Source organism: Bhargavaea massiliensis, assembly GCF_018390575.1.
GTDB lineage: Bacteria > Bacillota > Bacilli > Bacillales_A > Planococcaceae > Bhargavaea > Bhargavaea massiliensis.
In genome coordinates this window covers 242,291-261,505 of the sequence record NZ_JAHBCJ010000001.1, presented here as the reverse complement: position 1 = coordinate 261,505, position 19,215 = coordinate 242,291, and the positions used below count along the sequence as shown (strand labels likewise).

Sequence of the window (19,215 nt, the reverse complement as noted above, 5' to 3'; positions counted from 1 at the left end):
GCCGCATAGGCATCGAAAGGAGTGACCACGATGATTACGAAACAGGACAAGAACCAGGTCCGCAAAAAGCGCCATGCACGTGTGCGTTCCAAGATCAGTGGCACTGCCGAGCGTCCGCGCCTGAACATCTTCCGGTCCAACAAGCATATCTATGCTCAGCTGATCGATGATGCAAACGGTGTGACACTCGCAAGTGCGTCCACAATGGACAAAGGTTTCGAAGGTTCCACTTCGAACACTGAAGCAGCAGTGAAAGTCGGCGAATCCATCGCCAAGGCAGCTGTTGAAAAGAACATCAAATCTGTCGTCTTCGACCGTGGGGGTTACCTCTATCACGGCCGTGTGAAGGCTCTGGCAGATGCAGCCCGTGAAAACGGACTCGAATTCTAATTAAAAAGGAGGGACCCATACACATGCGTCGCAATGAAGTGAAAAGTGAGTTCGAAGAACGCGTAGTAACGATCAACCGCGTAGCGAAAGTCGTAAAGGGCGGACGTCGTTTCCGCTTCACGGCACTCGTCGTCGTCGGCGACAAGAATGGCCGTGTCGGTTTTGGTACAGGTAAGGCACAGGAAGTTCCGGATGCAATCCGCAAGGCAGTCGAGGATGCGAAAAAGAACCTCGTCAACGTTCCTATGGTCAACGGCACAACGCCACACGAAGTGACCGGACGTTTCGGTGCAGGCTCCGTCTTCATCAAACCTGCTGCTCCTGGTACCGGTGTTATCGCCGGCGGCCCAGTCCGCGCAGTACTTGAACTTGCAGGCATCACGGACATCCTTTCGAAGTCCCTCGGATCCAACACGCCGATCAACGTCATCCGTGCTACGATCGCAGGTCTCCAGGACCTCAAGCGTGCCGAGGAAGTTGCAAAACTCCGTGGCAAATCTGTAGAAGAACTGCTGGGTTGAGGGGGGAAAACTAATGGCTAAGCTCGAAATCACCCTTAAGAAGAGCGTGATCGGAGCAAAACCGGATCAACGCAAGACGGTTGAAGCTCTCGGTCTGCGCAAGACAAACCAAACGGTCGAACACGAAGACAATGCTGCAATCCGCGGCATGCTGAACAAAGTCGGCCATCTCGTCGAAGTTAAAGAAAACTAATCTTTCATCAAACCATAAGGAGGTGCCAGTCAAATGAAACTGCATGAACTGAAACCTGCAAAAGGATCCCGCAAAGAACGCAACCGTGTGGGCCGTGGACCTGGTTCGGGCAACGGCAAGACGTCCGGCCGCGGTGCAAACGGTCAAAACTCGCGTTCCGGCGGCGGTGTACGCCTCGGCTTCGAAGGTGGCCAGATGCCTCTTTTCCAGAGCCTGCCTAAGCGCGGATTCACGAACATCAACCGCAAGGAATATGCCATCGTGAACCTCGAAACGCTTAACCGCTTCGAAGAAGGCACGGAAGTCACTCCTGCTCTCCTGCTCGAAACAGGCATTGTGAGCAAGGAAAAGTCCGGCATTAAGATCCTCGGCAACGGTCAGCTTGAGAAAAAGCTTACTGTACAGGCTCACAAATTCTCTGCTTCCGCTAAAGAGGCCATCGAGAACGCAGGCGGCTCCGTCGAGGTGATCTGATGTTTGAGACCATCTCCAACTTTATGCGTGTTCCGGAAATCCGGAAGAAAATCCTATTTACGCTGGCGCTGCTCATCGTCTTCCGGCTCGGGACCTTTATCCCGGTACCGAACGTCGACGCGTCAGCACTTCAGGCAGCCGATCAATTCAGCCTGATCGGCTTTCTGAATACGTTCGGGGGCGGCGCGCTCGCGAACTTCTCCATTCTGGCGATGGGCATCATGCCGTACATTACGGCATCGATCATCGTCCAGCTTCTCCAGATGGATGTCGTCCCGAAATTCGCCGAGTGGGCGAAACAGGGCGAGGTCGGCCGGAGGAAGCTGGCCCAGTTCACCAGATACTTCACGATCGTCCTGGCGTTTATCCAGTCGATCGCCATGTCGTACGGCTTTAACCGCATGTACGGCGGCACGCTGATCCAGAACGACAGCATTGCGACTTACCTCGTCATCGCGGTTGTTCTGACAGCAGGCACGGCGTTCCTTCTCTGGCTCGGTGAGCAGATCACCGAGAACGGGGTGGGCAACGGGATCTCGATCATCATCTTTGCCGGGATCGTTGCGGCGATTCCGAATGCGGTGAACCAGATCTATGCGCAGCAGATCCAGGATGCTGGGGACCAGCTGTTCCTGAACATCCTCATTCTGGTCCTTCTGGCACTCGCGGTCGTCGCCATCACGGTCGGCGTCGTCTATGTCCAGGAGGCGCTCCGGAAAATTCCGGTTCAGTATGCCAAGCGTGTCACGGGCCGCGGCCGCCAGCAGGCCGGCCAGCAGACCCACCTGCCATTGAAAGTAAACGCGGCCGGCGTCATCCCGGTGATCTTCGCCGTCGCGTTCATCATAACCCCTCAGTCGATTGCATCGTTCTTCGGCCAGAACCGCTGGACGGCGGCGATCATCGAAATCTTCGACTATACGAAGCCTGTGGGGATGATCATCTATATAGCGCTCATTATCGCCTTCACCTTCTTCTATGCGTTCATCCAGGTCAACCCTGAGAACGTATCGGATAATCTGAAGAAACAGGGCGCCTACATTCCGGGCATCCGCCCGGGCCAGGACACCCAGAACTATCTGACCCGTGTCCTGAACCGCCTGACCTTCGTCGGGGCAATCTTCCTTGCGGTCATCTCGGTTCTGCCAATCTTCTTCATCAGCCTGGCAGGCCTCCCGCAATCCGTGCAGATCGGCGGCACCAGCCTCCTGATCGTTGCCGGGGTTGCGCTCCAGACGATGAAACAGCTGGAATCCCAGCTCGTCAAGCGGCACTACAAAGGCTTTATGAAGTAATCTGCTGCCGGTTACGGCCGGCGGCACAAAACACTGTAGGAGGGCACGACGTATGAACATCGTATTGATGGGCCTGCCGGGCGCCGGTAAAGGCACCCAGGCGGACAGGATTGTCGAGAAGTACGAAATCCCTCATATCTCTACAGGCGACATGTTCCGTTCCGCGATCCAAGAAGGAACGGAACTCGGTCTGAAGGCAAAGCAGTTCATGGATGAAGGGGCTCTCGTCCCTGATGAAGTGACCGTGGGCATCGTCCGTGAACGCCTGTCAAAGCAGGACTGCGAGCAAGGCGTCCTTCTGGACGGCTTCCCGCGGACGGTCGCACAGGCGGAAGCACTGGATGAAATCATGTCCGGGCTCGGCCGGAAGATCGACCATGTCATCAATATCCGGGTGGAGCATGACGAACTCGTCAAACGGCTGACCGGCCGCCGCATCTGCAAAGAATGCGGAACTTCCTACCACCTTGTCTTCAACCCTCCCAAACAGGAAGGGATTTGCGACAAGGACGGCGGGGAGCTCTACCAGCGTGCCGACGACAACCCGGAGACCGTCAATAACCGCCTGGAAGTGAATATGAAACAGAGTGAACCGCTCCTCGCCTACTACGGCGATAAAGGCGTTCTGACCCACATCGACGGGCAGCAGGACATCGAAGTCGTATTTGAGGACATCGACCGGCTGCTCCGGGGCAACTGAACCCGTGCCGGGGAGGCGAGACGATCCTGTTTTATGGCATGTGACGGCAGACCATGTCCGCCGACCGCTGCGAACGGCGGACATGGCGCGGAAATGCAGGCGTGGCGGGACTCCGTCCATGCAATGCAGTCCGGAACAAGGTATAATGGGGACCGTGGATTTGTCCGTTTTTCGGACAGGGAAGCGGAATCCATTGGTAGTCTTTCGGACATCTCTCATGCAGACCGTTCATATGTTTGAAGGTAGGGCGCAGCGGGACGAAGAGAGACCTGATTCTAACATGAAGGGATGATGATGGATGGCGAAAGATGATTTAATCGAAGTGGAAGGCAAGGTCGTCGAGACTCTGCCAGGAGCTAATTTTCAAGTGGAACTCGAAAACGGCCATACGATCCTTGCGCACGTTTCCGGGAAGATGCGGATGCACTATATCCGGATTTTGCCGGGTGACCGTGTGACAGTGGAACTTTCCCCCTACGATCTGACCCGTGGCCGTATCACATACCGTTACAAATGATCTAAGCACTCCGGACGATAAGGAGGTTCTATGCGATGAAAGTAAGGCCATCTGTTAAGCCGATCTGCGAAAAGTGCAAAGTCATCCGCCGTCGCGGTCGGGTCATGGTAATCTGTGAAAACCCGAAACATAAACAACGCCAAGGCTAAACCTTAAGGAGGTGCACGAATAATATGGCACGTATTGCTGGTGTAGACGTACCGCGCGAAAAGCGCGTAGTCATCGCTCTCACTTACATCTACGGAATCGGTAAAACGACTTCCCAGAAGATCCTCGCCGGTGCAGGCGTTTCTGAAGAGACTCGCGTCCGCGATCTCACTGACGCCGAACTCGACAAGATCCGTGAACAAATCGACAGCCTGAAAGTTGAAGGTGACCTTCGCCGTGAAACGAACCTCAACATCAAGCGTCTGATGGAAATCGGCAGCAACCGTGGAATCCGCCACCGCCGCGGCCTTCCTGTACGCGGTCAGCACACGAAGAACAACGCACGTACCCGTAAGGGCCCGCGCAAGACAGTCGCAAACAAGAAGAAATAATTAGTAAAGGAGGTAACTTCACACTATGGCACGTAGACAACAAACGCGTAAACGCCGCGTCAAAAAGAATATTGAATCCGGCATCGCACACATCCGTTCCACTTTCAACAACACAATCGTCACGATCACGGACACTCAAGGTAACGCAGTATCCTGGTCAAGCGCAGGTGCACTCGGATTCAAGGGCTCCCGTAAGTCCACGCCGTTCGCTGCCCAGATGGCTGCAGAAACTGCTGCTCGCACATCGATGGAGCACGGCATGAAGACTCTTGAAGTAACGGTTAAAGGACCTGGTGCAGGCCGTGAAGCGGCAATCCGCGCACTGCAGGCTGCAGGCCTTGAAGTCACTGCAATCCGCGACGTAACTCCGGTTCCTCACAACGGTTGCCGTCCTCCAAAACGCCGCCGTGTATAATGGCTGTCCGTCCATTGATTGAGAAACACGATTTACGGATAAACTGGTTTGTGAGAGTGCAATAGTTGTCTTGTATATCGATTTCCAATAGGGAACTGCCATTCATGGACGTTTTGAGGGAGGGTGAATTTGAATGATCGAAATAGAAAAACCGAGGATTGAAGCTGTACAGACTGTGGAGAACACCTATGGAAAGTTCATCGTGGAGCCGCTTGAGCGGGGCTACGGAACCACCCTGGGCAATTCCCTGCGCCGGATCCTTCTATCTTCACTGCCGGGTGCCGCTGTTACATCCATCCAGATTGACGGAGTCCTCCACGAGTTTTCGACGGTTGACGGCGTCGTGGAAGATGTGGCATCAATCATCCTGAACGTGAAGCAATTGGCCCTGAAAATCTACTCGGACGATGAAAAAGTCATCGAGATCGATGTAAAGGGCGAGAACGAGGTAACGGCCGCAGACATCACGCATGACAGCGACGTTGAAATCCTCAATCCGGATCTGCACATTGCAACTGTCGGCAAGAACGGCCATCTCCGCATGCGCATGTATGCACAACGCGGGCGCGGATATGTTCCGGCTGACCGCAACAAACGTGAAGATCTGCCAATCGGCGTGATCCCGATCGACTCCATTTACACCCCAGTCTCACGCGTCAATTTCCAGGTGGAAAACACACGTGTCGGACAACTGTCCGATTACGATAAATTGACCCTCGACGTCTGGACCGATGGCAGCATCGGGCCGCAAGAGGCAATCTCGCTCGGATCCAGGATCCTGACCGAGCACCTCAACATCTTCGTCGGCCTCACGGATGAAGCACAGTCCGTAGAGATCATGGTAGAGAAGGAAGAAGACCAGAAGGAAAAAGTCCTCGAGATGACGATCGAGGAGCTCGACCTGAGCGTCCGTTCCTATAACTGCCTGAAGCGTGCCGGCATCAACACGGTGCTTGAGCTCGCGAACAAGAGCGAAGATGAAATGATGAAAGTGCGCAACCTGGGCCGCAAGTCTCTCGAAGAGGTCAAGGCGAAGCTGACAGACCTCGGACTCGGCCTGCGTACGGAAGAATAAATCGTCCATAGCGGACCATCCAATTCACCCAAAAGGAGGGAAACTCGATGGGCTACAGAAAGTTAGGTCGTACAAGCTCCCAGCGTAAGGCGATGCTTCGTGACCTCGCAACCGATCTCATCATCAACGAACGCCTGCAGACGACTGAAACGCGTGCAAAAGAGCTCCGTTCCGTCGTTGAGAAAATGATCACTCTCGGAAAACGCGGTGATCTCCATGCACGCCGTCAGGCTGCCGAATTCATCCGTCGTGAACTCGTTACGACGACTGACGAAGAAGGCAACGAACAAACGGTCTATGCACTGCAGAAACTGTTCGACGATGTGGCACCTCGCTACGCTGAGCGTCAGGGCGGCTACACTCGCATCATGAAGGTCGGCCCTCGTCGCGGTGACGGCGCACCGGTCGTCATTATCGAACTCGTTTAATTGCGGTACGGAAAAGGGTGTGCGGTTACCTGAGTATGGACGGCACCCTTTTCTTTCTATAATGATTTATACGGCAAATGAAAAAGCTGAGCGTTATGATGGGCGGAGCACTCGCTTGCGTCCCGTCTAGCTCTCCGCACCCCATCATGGTCCCGGCGGTGTGAGCAGCCGCCGGTCATGCCATACGACAAAAGCGCAGTCACCAGTTGGGGTGCGCGCTTTTTTTTTACATACGGACGGAAGCGTGAGGCGCCGGAAAACGTTTGGCAGTGAAACGTTGCTTTATTGGAGTGAGACGTTGCCATATCCGCCTGAAACGTTGACATATGTCCCAGAGGCCGCCGAAGTGCGCGCCCAACCCGCCGGGGCCGGACGACATGGCCACCGGATTCCGTTACAATAGACAGCAGAGTTGAGTGAAGCAGAGGAGGAATGACTATGGAACGGATCCTGTCCCTTCAGGACGTCCGTTTTACCTATACACCGGACGACCCGGACGGCCGCTGCGCGGTCGACGGCGTATCGTTCGATATGCAGGCGGGCGAATGGATTGCCGTTGTTGGTCACAACGGCTCCGGCAAGTCGACGCTTGCACGGCTGATCATCGGCCTCCTGTTCCCTCAGGAGGGAACAGTCGGACTGTTCGGCGAGCCGCTCACGGAGGACAACCTCTGGGAAAAGCGCTCGCAGATGGGAATGGTGTTCCAGAACCCGGATAACCAGTTTGTCGGCGCAACCGTGCAGGACGATGTCGCCTTCGCCCTTGAAAACAACGGCATTCCGTTCGACGAAATGAGGCTTCGTGTGCAAGGGGCGCTAAATCAGGTCAAGATGGAAACTTTCCTCGACCATGAGCCGCACCACCTGTCAGGCGGCCAGAAACAGCGTGTGGCCATCGCAGGGGCACTGGCGCTCCGGCCGAGGCTGCTGATCCTGGACGAAGCGACCTCGATGCTCGATCCCCAGGGGCGCGAGGAAGTGATCCGGGTCATTCTTGACTTGAGAGAAAAGACGGGACTGTCCGTCATTTCAATCACCCATGACCTTGAGGAAGCGCTGCTTGCTGACCGGGTAGTGGTCATGAACGGCGGCCGGAAGTTCGCGGAAGGAACGCCGCAGGACGTCTTTCTGAAGGGAGAGGCGCTGACGGCACTCGGGCTCGATCTGCCATTCGCCATGCGGCTGTCCGCCCTTCTTAAAGAGCAGGGGATCCGGACAGAGCCCGGAACTATGACGGAACGGAAGTTGGTGGAACAGCTATGGACATTGCACTCGAACAGGTAGGCTACACATACGCGGCGGGCACACCGTTTCAGAAGAGGGCGCTCCATGACGTAAATGTCCGCATCCCTTCCGGCTCCTACACGGCTATCATCGGCCACACAGGCTCCGGCAAATCGACGCTCCTGCAGCATCTGAACGGCCTCCTGAAGCCTACGACGGGCATTGTCCGCATCGGCGATACAGAAGTCACCAAGGAGACGAAGGGAAAGCAGCTGAAGCCGATCCGCCGCAAAGTCGGCATCGTCTTCCAATTCCCCGAACATCAGCTGTTCGAGGAAAATGTGCTGAAGGATGTCATGTTCGGCCCGCTGAACTTCGGGGTTCAGGATGAAGAGGCAAAAGCCCGGGCACTCCGGTGGATCGACCGTCTCGGCCTGCCGGAAGGGACGGCGGAAAAGTCGCCGTTTGACCTGTCAGGCGGCCAGATGCGGCGTGTAGCAATCGCCGGAGTGCTTGCGATGGAACCGGATGTGCTTGTCCTGGACGAACCGACCGCGGGACTGGACCCTGCCGGCCGCAAGGAGATCATGGACCTGTTCTACGAACTCCATGAACAGCGGGACATGACGACGATCCTTGTCACCCACAGCATGGAGGACGCCGCGCGCTATGCGGACCATATGATCGTCATGCATGATGGCACGGACGTCCTCCAGGGGCCGCCTGAGGAAGTGTTCGCGGATGCGGAGCGCCTCGCAGGATGGCGACTTGGCGTCCCTCGCACCGTCAGCTTCCAGCGGCTGTATGAGGAAGGCGCAGGCCTGCCGCCCGGCCCTGCAGCGCTCACCGAAGAGCAGCTCGCGGCGTATCTCGCGGCGGATCTCGGGAAAGGGGGCGGCGCATCATGATGGAGAAAATGGTGTTTGGCCGCTACATCCCTGGCGATTCGTTCGTCCACCGGCTCGATCCGCGATCGAAGCTGATTTTCGTTTTCATCTTCATCGCGGCCGTATTCCTTGCGAACAGCACATTAAGCTATGCGCTCCTGCTCGCCTTCACGCTGCTGTCGATCCTTGCATCCAAAGTGCGCATCGGATTTCTGATCGGCGGACTGAAGCCGGTTATGTTCCTGATCGCATTCACTTTCCTCTTGCACATCTTCTTCACAAAAGAGGGAGACCTGCTGTTCGAGCTCGGTTTCCTGAAAATCTATGAGGAAGGCCTGCGGCAGGGCATTTATATCTCGGTCCGATTCCTCGTGCTCGTCCTGATGACGTCGCTCCTGACACTGACGACTTCGCCGATCTCGATCACGGACGGCCTCGAGGTGCTCTTGAACCCGCTGAAGAAAGTGAAATTTCCGGTCCACGAGCTTGCCCTTATGATGTCGATCTCCCTTCGTTTTATCCCGACCCTGATGGACGAAACGGACAAGATCCTGAAGGCACAGCTGGCCCGGGGATCGGACATTTCGTCGGGCACCATGAAAGAACGCGTCCAGGCGGTCGTGCCGTTGCTTGTTCCGCTCTTCGTCAGCGCCTTTAAGCGCGCTGAAGACCTGGCCATCGCAATGGAAGTCCGCGGCTACCGCGGGGGAGAAGGACGGACCCGCTACCGTCAATTAAAGTGGGACTGGCGGGACACGACCGCGCTGCTCATCTTGCTTGCGGTGATTGTCGCCCTCTGGTTCCTGAGGGGATAAGGTTGCAGATTTGGGACTTAGCGCTCCCGATTCGGACTGACACACCATGCATTCCCCCATACCTGAAAGGAGAGATTCCATGCCACGCATCAAACTGATCATCGCCTATGATGGGAGCGGCTTCGAAGGCTATCAGATCCAGCCGAAGGGGCGCACTGTCCAGGGCGAGCTGGAGCAGGCGCTCTCCGTGATCCATAAGGGGGAGGCAGTCCGTGTTCATGCCTCCGGCCGTACCGATGCCGGTGTGCATGCGAGCGGGCAGGTCGTCCACTTCGATACGCCGCTCGGCATCCCGGACTGCCGATGGGCCTTGGCGCTTAACACGCGGTTGCCCGGTGCGGTCCGCATCCTCTCCGCGGAGACGGTGCCTGACAGCTTCCACGCGCGCTTCTCGGCGAAGGGGAAAACCTACCGGTACATCTGGCACTTGTCGGATGTCATCAGTCCGTTCAGGCGGTATTTCACGACGCCGTCGCTAGGCGTGACGCCGGATGTTTCCCGCATGGAAGAGGGAGCCCGGCACCTGGTCGGCACGCATGACTTCACGAGCTTCTGCTCGGCGAAGACCGATGTGGAGGACAAAGTCCGCACCGTCGAATCAATCCGGTTCGAAAGGCACGGAGAAGAACTCCATATGGTGATCAGCGGGAACGGCTTCCTGTACAACATGGTCCGCATCATCGCCGGCACCCTCTGGATGTGCGGCAAGGGAGAACTGGATCCCGGAGACATCCCCGGCATCCTCTCTGCGAAAGACCGGTCCAAAGCCGGAAAAACCGCGCAGGCACAGGGTTTATACCTCGAAAACGTGCGCTACGGGGAATGAAACAACTTTTCCTGGCGTACACACAAAAATGGTTGACTTCAATGCCAATTCACGGTATGATGATAAACGGTATTTCGATAACCCCACTAAGAATGCCCCGGTAAGGTTTCTTTGTGTTTGGGATAGAGAATCGGAACTCGGAACTCGGAACTTTTGATTGAGTGAAATTTAGGAGGACTAACAAATGCGTACAACGTACATGGCGAAAGCCCAAGAAGTCGAGCGCAAGTGGCTCGTTGTCGACGCAGAGGGCAAGACGCTCGGCCGTCTATCGTCCGAAGTCGCAGCAATCCTGCGCGGCAAGCATAAACCAACGTACACTCCGAACGTGGACACAGGCGACCACGTCATCATCATTAATGCAGAAAAGATCGAGATGACTGGAAACAAGCTCCAGAACAAGATCTACTACCGTCACACCGGCCACCCGGGCGGCATCCGTCAGCGTACTGCAGGCGAAATGCGCGAGAAGTACCCTACAAAGCTTCTCGAAACGTCCATCAAGGGCATGCTTCCAAAAGGCCCGCTCGGCCGTCAGATGTACCGTAAACTTCATGTTTACGCGGGCGCTGAACACCCACACGCAGCACAACAACCGGAAGTCTACGAACTTCGCGGGTAATTAAGAGGAGGAACCACTTTGGCACAAGTTCAATACATCGGCACAGGCCGCCGCAAGACTTCCGTTGCCCGCGTACGCCTCGTACCCGGCGAAGGCAAAGTCGTGATCAACGGCCGTGACGCAGAAGATTACATTCCATTCGAAACACTCCGTGAAGTCATCAAGCAACCGCTTGTAGCGACTGAAACTCTCGGCAGCTACGACGTTCTCGTCAACGTCAACGGCGGCGGCTACACCGGACAAGCCGGCGCAATCCGCCACGGCGTTGCCCGTGCCCTGCTTCAGGTAGACCCTGACTTCCGTCCTGCACTCAAAACTGCAGGTCTCCTTACGCGTGACCCACGCATGAAGGAACGTAAGAAGTACGGTCTCAAAGGCGCGCGTCGTGCACCTCAGTTCTCGAAGCGCTAATCAACCTTATCTACCAAAGGTTTGCCCTCTTTGCTCTTATGGAGCAGAGAGGGTATTTTAATTGGAATCCTTCATGGCGAAGCCTATGAATCTTCTCACTAGCCGCTGATTCTGATTTAATGTTTAAGAAGGCCGGCAATTGTACATAGTAATAGAGTACCGACAAAAAAAGCAGGCGGCTCCAGATTGTAATTTAGCCAAGAAAGACATCTCAAAGCTATTTCTTTTATGGTCTTTAAAAATAGAGGAGTGGATTAAATGAAGGCAATTGTGATTGATCAATATGGCGGAAAAGAACAATTGAAAGAAACGGAATTTGAAAAGCCTGTTCCTGGAGAAAAACAAGTCATTGTGAAGCTCCATGCTACTTCGATTAATCCAATTGACTGGAAGCTTCGAGAAGGATACCTGAAAGAAATGATACCGTTTGATTTCCCGATTATTTTAGGATGGGATGCTGCAGGTATCGTTGATGAAGTTGGTGAAAAGGTTACAGACTTTAAAGCTGGGGACAGGGTGTTTGCTCGTCCTGAAACGACAAATCGGGGAACGTATGCGGAATATACGGCAGTAGATCAACATTTGCTCGCCAGAATCCCGGATAATATAAGCTTTGAAGAAGCCGCCTGTGTTCCGCTTGCTGGCCTGACAGCATGGCAGTGTCTATTCGATTTTGGTAATATCAAAAAAGGTGAAAAAGTCCTCATTCATGCAGGAGCGGGAGGCGTAGGAACATTTGCCGTCCAGCTTGCCAAAGAAGCCGGTGCTTATGTGGCGACTACAGCCGGAACCCATAATGTTGAATTTTTAAAGTCACTCGGAGCTGATGAAGTGATTGATTACAAAAAGCAAGATTTTGAAAAAGTTCTTAAAGATTATGATTTCGTACTTGATTCAATGGGAGGAGAAATTCAGAAAAAAAGCTTTACTGTGTTAAAAGAAGGCGGAAGGCTGGCATCTATTGTTTCTAACCCAGATCAAGAAATCGCTTCACAGAAAAACATAAAATCAGGCAATGTTTGGCTTGATCCCAATGGAGAACAACTAGCAAAGATGGCTGATCTTCTGGAACAAAACAAACTCAAAGTGGTTATTGGACATAGATTTCCTCTATCCGAGGAAGGGATCAAGGAAGCGCATGCCCTAAGCGAAAGCCATCATGCGAAAGGCAAGATTGTCATTGAAATAAGGTAAAAATGCAAAAAATTTAATTGAGAGCATTAATAGCGAAAACGGATCGCTTTGCATTGAGTTGCAAGCGATCTGTTTTTGTTCCTTTAGGGGCTCAGGTTCAAGCTAAAGCAGAGAAAACTGGCCAATCACAAGTAAGTGTACGTGCAGTAAGACGGCAAAATTACATGCTGCTCCGAATTCAGCTGTTCATGGTACGGTTGAACCGGTTGAAGAAGAAGTAGTTACAGAAGAAGCTCCAGTTCTGAAGTCAGAATAACTCTGGAAGAGGCAATAGAAGATTAACTTTTCCAGAAAAACCGTGTAGAATCCCCTGCGATTTTTTGCGATTCCTAGGAATTATGCCGGATAAGGTAGTGCTCCTTCTGTTCTAAATCAAGCTCCTGTAGAATTTGAAATAGAGTCAACGATTAAAATGCATCTATTTAAGAGCGTAAGACGTACGGTCTCAATGGCACGTATTGTCACCCAGACCGGCGTCAAGGAGGCTTATTCGTGAATATCTTAATTTTAGGGGGGACTGGACGAGTTGGAAGTCAAATCGTCACTTATGCCCTACAGGACGGATATCATGTCACCGTACTGGTGCGCACCCCGGAAAAGGTTCAATTGAATCATGTAAATCTCACTGTCATTCAAGGGAATGTTTTAAATAGAGCGGCGATTGCACGCGCCATGCATGAAATGGACGTGGTGATCAGCGCACTCAATACGGATGGAGGCACGACACTCTCGGAAAGCATGCCGCTGATCATCAAGGCCATGGAAACGGAAGGCATCAAGCGGATTATCACGATCGGGACTGCCGGAATCCTGCAGAGCCGGGTCCATCCGGAAATCCTGCGCTATCAGTCCAGTGAATCCAAGCGCAAAACAACCCGTGCCGCCGAAGAACATGAGAAAGTCTATAATTTGCTAAAGCAATCGGATCTCGATTGGACCATCGTCTGCCCGACATACTTGCCGGAGGGCGAGCGATTGGGCAACTACCGGACGGAAGCGGATTTCCTGCCGGAAGGCGGCAGCAGGATCTCAGTGCCGGACACGGCCGAATTCGCATATGGCCAGATCGGAAGCAGCGAATATATCAGGAAACGTGTAGGAATCGCCTACTAAGGCCGATGTGAGACAAACCATCCCTTTCCGGATACCGTCGGAAAGGGTATTTGAATGCCCTGGATTCGGGCAAGGGCGAACCGTTCTGATACAATATTCAAAAAGACTTTAAGACGACTTGTTCGCAAGGGGAGTATGTTGAATGAAGCTGCTATTTCCGTTACTCGCATTGATCGGCGGCATCGCCGTCGCCATACAGAGCCAGGTCAATGGGAACCTGGGCAGAAACGTCGGAGTAATCGAAGCGTCTTTCATTTCGTTTCTGATCGGCACGCTCGCGCTGTTCTTTGCCGTTATCTTTTTCGGGAACGGAAACTTGCTGGCCGTGGCATCGGTTCCGAAATGGCAGCTGCTTGGAGGGCTTATGGGTGCGGTTTATGTGCTCATTCTGGTCTTTTCCGTGCCGAAAATCGGTGTGGCGGCGGCTCTGGCCGGAATTATTGCGGGACAGATGATCATGGGCGCGGTGATCGACCATTTCGGGCTGTTCGGAGGGGAACGCTTCCCGGTCGATGCCAAAAAGCTGATCGCGATTGTGCTGCTGTTTGTGTCGCTATACTTGTTCAACCAGAAGTGAACCTTATCCGGAACCGCCCTCTCTGAACTTCAGAGAGGGTTTTTGGTGTTTTGGCATTTAACGCTTGAACCTTACGTAACGTCATGATTTAAAGTGTGAACAAACAGTTGAAACGGAGGTGTGGCTATGAAGAACTTGATCATCAAAATGTTGGTCGGCAACGATCAGATCAGGCTGTATATGGCTGATCAGACTGAACTGGTCCGGAAAGTGTATCAGATGAACGAAAGGGTTCCGGCTGTCCCCAAGCTCCTTCTTGCCCAGACCCTCTCCTTGATGGGCATTCTGACCGGAACACTAAAAGGGAATCAGAGGCTTAGCCTGGCGCTTTCAATGAGTGACCGTACGCAGAAAATTTCGGCAGACGCAGATGCCCGAGGAAATATAAGGGGCTATCTCAACGAAGCACTATTTGATATGCAGGAATGCCAATACGGCTCAACTCATGATCTGATCGGTCCAAGGGGCATGCTCAGGATGGTAAAAGGCAACGATCTGCACCAGTATACGAGCATCACCGATATGCCGGCACAAAACATTGCGGAAGATTTCGCGCGTCATTTTATGCAGAGTGATCAGACCCTGACTCACTTTGCCGCGCCCGTCAGGCTGGGTCCTGACGGTGAGCCGATCTCTGCCCATGCCATCTATGCACAACTGCTGCCCGGAGCTTCTCCGGAATTGTTAGACGAACTGAAACGAACCTTAGGGGCAGAACGGGAACTTCTGGATGAGATAAAAGCAGGGAATTTCACAGGGAGCGAAGAAGCTCTTCAAAAGGTGTTTAAGGATATGAAGCTGATTGGAACAAGCGAATGCCGCTTTTTCTGTGGCTGCACGAGAGAGTTGTTTATTGGACTCCTGCAGTCGCTGGGAAAAGAGGAAATCAGCAAAACGATAAAAGACAATCGAACCATTGAAACCTTCTGCCACGTTTGCGGCAAGAGATATTCATTTATGGCCGAGGAGGTCGTATCTTTAATGTAAAGGCGGCAGGCGAAATGAGGAAGCGGGGAATGGCAATATGAAAGAATCATGGAAGATTGGAGAGCTTGCCGAGCTTGCAGGCCTGACGGTAAGGACTCTGAGACATTATGACCAAATCGGACTGTTCTCTCCATCACGGCATACGGAGACCGGCCATAGACAATATACAAAAGAGGATATGGAAAGACTGCAGCCCATCCTGTCGTTAAAGCAACTGGGACTTTCACTAAAGGAAATCCAGGTCACACTCAGCCATGACAGAAAAGATTCCGCGGTATCCATCATCCAGGCACAGATTGATCAGGTGCGGCGTGAAATAAGCAGGAGTCAAAGGTTGTTGGAGGAGCTGGAGACAGCTTTGCTTGCCGCCCGACATCACCAGGCAAGAACGGTGGAAGACATTTTGAACTTATTGGAGGCATTCAAATTAAATCAGAACAAGTACTTTTCAGAACAGCAGATGGCGGGTATGCGGAAGACATTTGAAAAAACAGACGAACAACAGGTGGCCCGTTTGGAGGAAGAGTTCAAAAGTCTTATTGGACAGATCAGGAAGGAGAAGATGAAGGGAACGTCCCCCTCATCTCCTGAAGTACGAAAATTTGCACAGAGATGGAATGACATTGTGGATACCTTCTCCGGAAAAGATCCTGAGCTCCGGAAACAGGCTGAGCAGTTTCATTATGATCACCCTGGCAATGAGCTGCAATACGAAATTGACGAAGATCTTTATGCATACATTTATCAAGCACTGCAACCGTAATCGATGACCTGTTAACGTATTCGGTGGCCACTCTCCAAGTAAAACGCATAGGAACGGTGATGGAGGCTTCTTCTCTTTTTAGAGAAGGGCTTTTTTGTGTTGTGTCCGTCCGCCTAAGAAAGTGGTCCAAACTCCGCCTTGAACCGGACATAGGCCGGCCCGACAACCGCTAAGCCCGCATATCCTGTCGGGAGGTGGTTGGATGCGCGAGCTTTCGTTTGTCTTGATCCTGTACACCAATTTGGTGCTGTTTGCTTTGCTGTATGTCTACGTGCACCGCCGCCGGAGGCTGATCGGTTTTCATCTGGGCATGAATATTGCCATGGCTCTGGGCGGGCTTGTCGGCCTGTCGGCGGGGATTTTTCTGATCTTCCAATATCCCTTCCACTTTACAGCCATCACGATAGTGGCTGCTTTGGGCGGGATGGGAGGCGGCGCGTTGTTCGGGGCGCTCTTCGACTACCAGACGATGCTGACCGGACTGATCAACGGCATGATGATGGGCATGATGGCGCCCATGCTGGGGGCCATTCTAACGGACCCCCTATTTTTTACGGTGGTTCTGGAAGTGTTCATCTGCCTGATCATCGTTGTCCTGTTTGCCGCGGTCAAGAGATCATGAGGGTGAGGAAATGCTGGGCATTGCAGGGCTGATGATCTGGAACGTTTCGGCAACATTTTTCTGCTATTTTCGATTGCGCAAAAAAAAGCAGTTGTTTGACGACCGGTACGCCACCACGATGACCAACACGGCGACAATGGGCATTACACTCGTATTGGGCATGCATGTGACGGTGTTGATGTCTGCCGGTCTCTCCCTGGTTTTCCTGGTGAACCTTCTACTTGGAGTGGTTATCGGGACTCTTTTCGGAGCGCTCGCCAAATACCACTCCGTCTTAAGCGGTCTTTACAATGGGCTGATCGGTGCCTCGATGGGTGTGATGATCGGAGAAGTGCTGAAGAATCCGCAAATCTGCAGTATTCCCATCTCCAACCACACCCAGATCCTGCTGAATATGTATCAGCTTTGCGGATTCGCCACGCTGTTGCTCACCGTTGTTGTGGGGCTCGTTTTATATTCAATGAGAGTTTGAGGTGAACCGCTTGAAAAGACTCTTGGTTATTGCTTTGATCGCTCTTCTCGGATTTGCAGCGGTCTACTTTTTATGGCCCCGGACTGTGGAACTTCCCAAACTGGGCTCCATCGATGATCCTCAGCTGCCGTCGATTACGGGTGAAACGGATACTTTTTCCTCAGGCAAGCCGAAGCTCGTGGCTTTTTATTACACTCAGTGCCCGGATGTTTGTCCAATGACTGTGATCGACTTGCTGAGGCTTCAAGAAACGTTGGAGGGCAAGGACGTTCAAGAAAAAGACTACGACGTCATCCTCATCACCCTTGACCCGGTAGTGGATACAGTGGACAGGATTGAACAATACAAAGACCAGTTCGACATCACTGCCCGGAACTGGGTATTTCTCCGGGGTACGGCTGAGCAGACGAAGGAGGTCACGAACCAGTTCAAGCTGGCTTTCCTGAAAGACCAGGGCGGCCAGATTGTCCATGGCACGACCATGTATGTATTGGATGAAGAAAATCAGATCAGGTCCATCCACGACATGAACACGGGCCAGGCGGCAGTCAATGTGGAGCAGATTGCAGAGCATATTGAAACGCTGATTAAATAACCCGCAGGCAGACGGCCGCGACGGGCTTTAATCTATCACACATTACCGTGCTTCCTATTTGGCGGCTCGGTATTTTCATGTTCCATCGATATCACGGGTTAAAGGACTAAACCAAAATTTTCCCAGTCCATATATTAGCGATTAAACGGTAAAGGAGAGAACCACGGAAAGGCAGGGGCAGCAATGACGAAATCAAGTGAACATCCATCATTTTCATCACCGACAAGCGCGGTGTCAGCGGAGGAAACGCGCATTCTTGAGGAACAAATCACCCAAACGAATTTGTTCAAGATGATCGGTCATTATGAACCGCACCGAAAAACACTGGTCCTCAAGAAGTTTTTCAAAATGAAACGGCATCAGGAAGTCGTCATCACTCCCCTGTTCACAGAGAAAGAGGAGAACACGATCTCCGGAAAAGTGACGGCGGTCGGCAGGGATTTCGTCATGCTCACCAGCCTGAAGAAACGAATCTGGCTCCCGTATGCCGCCATCGGGTCTGCAGAGATCCCGGTTGGTACTCCTACCTATTCCAACCCCCATCAGAACTTCATCTATGACAATCAGCTGCGACAAAAAATCATCCTCAAGTTCGGTGAAACGGTCGCCAAAAGGGATGCACTCGTGCAGCAGTTTTTCGAAGAGTCCCTGAGAACAAACTTGCATACCTGGCAGGGGACCTGGGTCGAAGTCCGGACAGACGGCGGGAGGTTCACCGGAAGAATCATGAAGACGGACAAGAAACATCTCCATCTGAAACTCCTGCGCAACAATCATGTGATTCCTCTGGAAAGGATCCAATCCGTCACAACCATCCGGATCATGGCCGTATGGAAGGAATGGATCCGCGCCGTTTTTTAATGCTGGAACGTCCGGGTTGAAGTCGCTTTTGGGGAGGTGAGATGAAATGAACGAGAATCATCCTGAAAAATTAGGTTCAGGCCATTGGTGCGAAGAAGGTGAGGAGCTGCTGGAGAAATTTAAAAAGCTGAAGGGAAGACAGCTGCTGGTCATCACGAACGCCGTCCAGCTTAACCTGCTCGGGCAAGTGTTCCGCCCAATTTTCTGCGGCACGCTCGAGGAGATCGGCGGGGGACATATTACCTTGTCGCCGGTGAACGTCAAAATGGTGAACGCGCCTTTCTACAGATATCCGTTCCCCCTGAGCATACCGCTGGAGAGGATCACTGCTTTCTCAACCGAAGTCCCGTGCGATCTCGTGTTCCCACTGACCTAATCCGGTCCGCAGAGTACAGGCAAGGAGGTGTATTTATGGAATTTCAAAATATGCGTATGGTCAACGTTAGACGGGATGAGGCGATTGTTGAGCATTTCAAGAGGAACAAAGGAAGAAAAATATTTATATTGACCGAATCATTCCCGTTCATGTATATCGGCATCCTCAAAGATGTTGTTGATGATATGGCCGTAGTGGATGTGCTTACCTCCCATGTCCCTGCGCTTGAAGGGAAGGAATGGCACGTTCATATCCATTCGATTGATGTGTTTTATATCGAGACCGGACTCGGAGAGAAAATTCCTGACCTGAAAAACGATTAG

General features: G+C 52.9%; 29 protein-coding genes. All 29 read left to right on the top strand.

The window, feature by feature from the left end; all coding sequences use genetic code 11:
• The first annotated feature begins 30 nt into the window (after window positions 1–30).
• The gene (rplR, locus tag KHA84_RS01425; protein WP_213421540.1) at window positions 31–390 is read left to right on the top strand and encodes a 50S ribosomal protein L18; all 360 of its coding nucleotides are present in this window, start codon (window positions 31–33) and stop codon (window positions 388–390) included.
• Window positions 391–413: 23 nt separating this feature from the next.
• Window positions 414–911, top strand: a complete 498-nt coding sequence (gene rpsE / locus KHA84_RS01420) for a 30S ribosomal protein S5 (RefSeq protein ID WP_157296923.1) — start codon at window positions 414–416, stop codon at window positions 909–911.
• 13 nt (window positions 912–924) lie between these two features.
• Window positions 925–1,104, top strand: a complete 180-nt coding sequence (gene rpmD, locus KHA84_RS01415; RefSeq protein WP_092093265.1) for a 50S ribosomal protein L30 — start codon at window positions 925–927, stop codon at window positions 1,102–1,104.
• Between the two features lie 33 nt (window positions 1,105–1,137).
• The gene (rplO, locus tag KHA84_RS01410) at window positions 1,138–1,578 is read left to right on the top strand and encodes a 50S ribosomal protein L15 (RefSeq protein WP_092052999.1); all 441 of its coding nucleotides are present in this window, start codon (window positions 1,138–1,140) and stop codon (window positions 1,576–1,578) included.
• A complete protein-coding gene (gene secY, locus KHA84_RS01405; RefSeq protein WP_213421538.1) occupies window positions 1,578–2,873 on the top strand; it encodes a preprotein translocase subunit SecY in 1,296 nt (431 codons plus the stop codon). The genes rplO and secY overlap by 1 nt, the downstream gene beginning before the upstream one ends.
• 52 nt (window positions 2,874–2,925) lie before the next feature.
• Window positions 2,926–3,573, top strand: a complete 648-nt coding sequence (locus KHA84_RS01400; protein ID WP_157296919.1) for an adenylate kinase — start codon at window positions 2,926–2,928, stop codon at window positions 3,571–3,573.
• A gap of 298 nt (window positions 3,574–3,871) precedes the next feature.
• Entirely contained in the window at window positions 3,872–4,090 is a 219-nt protein-coding gene (gene infA / locus KHA84_RS01395; protein ID WP_008298852.1) for a translation initiation factor IF-1, read from the top strand.
• Between the two features lie 35 nt (window positions 4,091–4,125).
• Window positions 4,126–4,239 carry a 50S ribosomal protein L36 gene (gene rpmJ, locus KHA84_RS01390; RefSeq protein WP_076758849.1) on the top strand — a complete coding sequence of 38 codons (114 nt, stop codon included), beginning with the start codon at window positions 4,126–4,128 and terminating at the stop codon, window positions 4,237–4,239.
• Between the two features lie 24 nt (window positions 4,240–4,263).
• A complete protein-coding gene (gene rpsM, locus KHA84_RS01385; RefSeq protein ID WP_092093285.1) occupies window positions 4,264–4,629 on the top strand; it encodes a 30S ribosomal protein S13 in 366 nt (121 codons plus the stop codon).
• A gap of 25 nt (window positions 4,630–4,654) precedes the next feature.
• Entirely contained in the window at window positions 4,655–5,044 is a 390-nt protein-coding gene (gene rpsK / locus KHA84_RS01380; RefSeq protein WP_008298848.1) for a 30S ribosomal protein S11, read from the top strand.
• A 133-nt stretch (window positions 5,045–5,177) separates the two neighbouring features.
• Complete coding sequence (locus KHA84_RS01375; protein WP_213421536.1) at window positions 5,178–6,119, top strand: DNA-directed RNA polymerase subunit alpha; 942 nt, start codon at window positions 5,178–5,180, stop codon at window positions 6,117–6,119.
• 47 nt (window positions 6,120–6,166) lie between these two features.
• Window positions 6,167–6,547: a 50S ribosomal protein L17 gene (rplQ, locus tag KHA84_RS01370; protein WP_008298846.1), complete on the top strand. Its 381-nt coding sequence runs from the start codon at window positions 6,167–6,169 to the stop codon at window positions 6,545–6,547.
• Between the two features lie 438 nt (window positions 6,548–6,985).
• Window positions 6,986–7,831 carry an energy-coupling factor ABC transporter ATP-binding protein gene (locus tag KHA84_RS01365; RefSeq protein ID WP_213421535.1) on the top strand — a complete coding sequence of 282 codons (846 nt, stop codon included), beginning with the start codon at window positions 6,986–6,988 and terminating at the stop codon, window positions 7,829–7,831.
• Window positions 7,807–8,679: an energy-coupling factor ABC transporter ATP-binding protein gene (locus KHA84_RS01360; protein WP_213421533.1), complete on the top strand. Its 873-nt coding sequence runs from the start codon at window positions 7,807–7,809 to the stop codon at window positions 8,677–8,679. Before KHA84_RS01365 ends, KHA84_RS01360 begins: the two co-directional genes overlap by 25 nt.
• Complete coding sequence (locus KHA84_RS01355; protein ID WP_213421531.1) at window positions 8,676–9,473, top strand: energy-coupling factor transporter transmembrane component T family protein; 798 nt, start codon at window positions 8,676–8,678, stop codon at window positions 9,471–9,473. The genes KHA84_RS01360 and KHA84_RS01355 overlap by 4 nt, the downstream gene beginning before the upstream one ends.
• 79 nt (window positions 9,474–9,552) lie before the next feature.
• A complete protein-coding gene (truA, locus tag KHA84_RS01350; protein ID WP_213421529.1) occupies window positions 9,553–10,299 on the top strand; it encodes a tRNA pseudouridine(38-40) synthase TruA in 747 nt (248 codons plus the stop codon).
• A 184-nt stretch (window positions 10,300–10,483) separates the two neighbouring features.
• Window positions 10,484–10,921, top strand: a complete 438-nt coding sequence (gene rplM / locus KHA84_RS01345) for a 50S ribosomal protein L13 (protein ID WP_092093314.1) — start codon at window positions 10,484–10,486, stop codon at window positions 10,919–10,921.
• 18 nt (window positions 10,922–10,939) lie between these two features.
• Complete coding sequence (gene rpsI, locus KHA84_RS01340) at window positions 10,940–11,332, top strand: 30S ribosomal protein S9 (protein ID WP_063182465.1); 393 nt, start codon at window positions 10,940–10,942, stop codon at window positions 11,330–11,332.
• Window positions 11,333–11,590: 258 nt separating this feature from the next.
• Entirely contained in the window at window positions 11,591–12,526 is a 936-nt protein-coding gene (locus tag KHA84_RS01335) for an NADP-dependent oxidoreductase (protein ID WP_213421527.1), read from the top strand.
• 492 nt (window positions 12,527–13,018) lie between these two features.
• Window positions 13,019–13,639, top strand: coding sequence for an NAD(P)-dependent oxidoreductase (locus KHA84_RS01330; RefSeq protein ID WP_213421525.1), 621 nt, complete (start codon window positions 13,019–13,021; stop codon window positions 13,637–13,639).
• Between the two features lie 142 nt (window positions 13,640–13,781).
• On the top strand, window positions 13,782–14,216 hold the full coding sequence (locus KHA84_RS01325) for a DMT family transporter (protein WP_213421521.1): 435 nt from the start codon (window positions 13,782–13,784) through the stop codon (window positions 14,214–14,216).
• 126 nt (window positions 14,217–14,342) lie between these two features.
• Complete coding sequence (locus KHA84_RS01320) at window positions 14,343–15,203, top strand: Hsp33 family molecular chaperone HslO (RefSeq protein ID WP_213421519.1); 861 nt, start codon at window positions 14,343–14,345, stop codon at window positions 15,201–15,203.
• A gap of 37 nt (window positions 15,204–15,240) precedes the next feature.
• A complete protein-coding gene (locus tag KHA84_RS01315; protein WP_213421517.1) occupies window positions 15,241–15,966 on the top strand; it encodes a MerR family transcriptional regulator in 726 nt (241 codons plus the stop codon).
• 202 nt (window positions 15,967–16,168) lie between these two features.
• The gene (locus tag KHA84_RS01310) at window positions 16,169–16,588 is read left to right on the top strand and encodes a hypothetical protein (RefSeq protein WP_213421515.1); all 420 of its coding nucleotides are present in this window, start codon (window positions 16,169–16,171) and stop codon (window positions 16,586–16,588) included.
• A 10-nt stretch (window positions 16,589–16,598) separates the two neighbouring features.
• Entirely contained in the window at window positions 16,599–17,060 is a 462-nt protein-coding gene (locus KHA84_RS01305) for a hypothetical protein (RefSeq protein WP_213421513.1), read from the top strand.
• A 10-nt stretch (window positions 17,061–17,070) separates the two neighbouring features.
• Window positions 17,071–17,655, top strand: a complete 585-nt coding sequence (locus KHA84_RS01300) for an SCO family protein (protein WP_213421512.1) — start codon at window positions 17,071–17,073, stop codon at window positions 17,653–17,655.
• A gap of 183 nt (window positions 17,656–17,838) precedes the next feature.
• Complete coding sequence (locus KHA84_RS01295) at window positions 17,839–18,516, top strand: hypothetical protein (RefSeq protein ID WP_213421510.1); 678 nt, start codon at window positions 17,839–17,841, stop codon at window positions 18,514–18,516.
• Between the two features lie 46 nt (window positions 18,517–18,562).
• Window positions 18,563–18,892 carry a hypothetical protein gene (locus tag KHA84_RS01290; RefSeq protein ID WP_236823044.1) on the top strand — a complete coding sequence of 110 codons (330 nt, stop codon included), beginning with the start codon at window positions 18,563–18,565 and terminating at the stop codon, window positions 18,890–18,892.
• 35 nt (window positions 18,893–18,927) lie between these two features.
• On the top strand, window positions 18,928–19,215 hold the full coding sequence (locus KHA84_RS01285) for a hypothetical protein (RefSeq protein WP_213421508.1): 288 nt from the start codon (window positions 18,928–18,930) through the stop codon (window positions 19,213–19,215).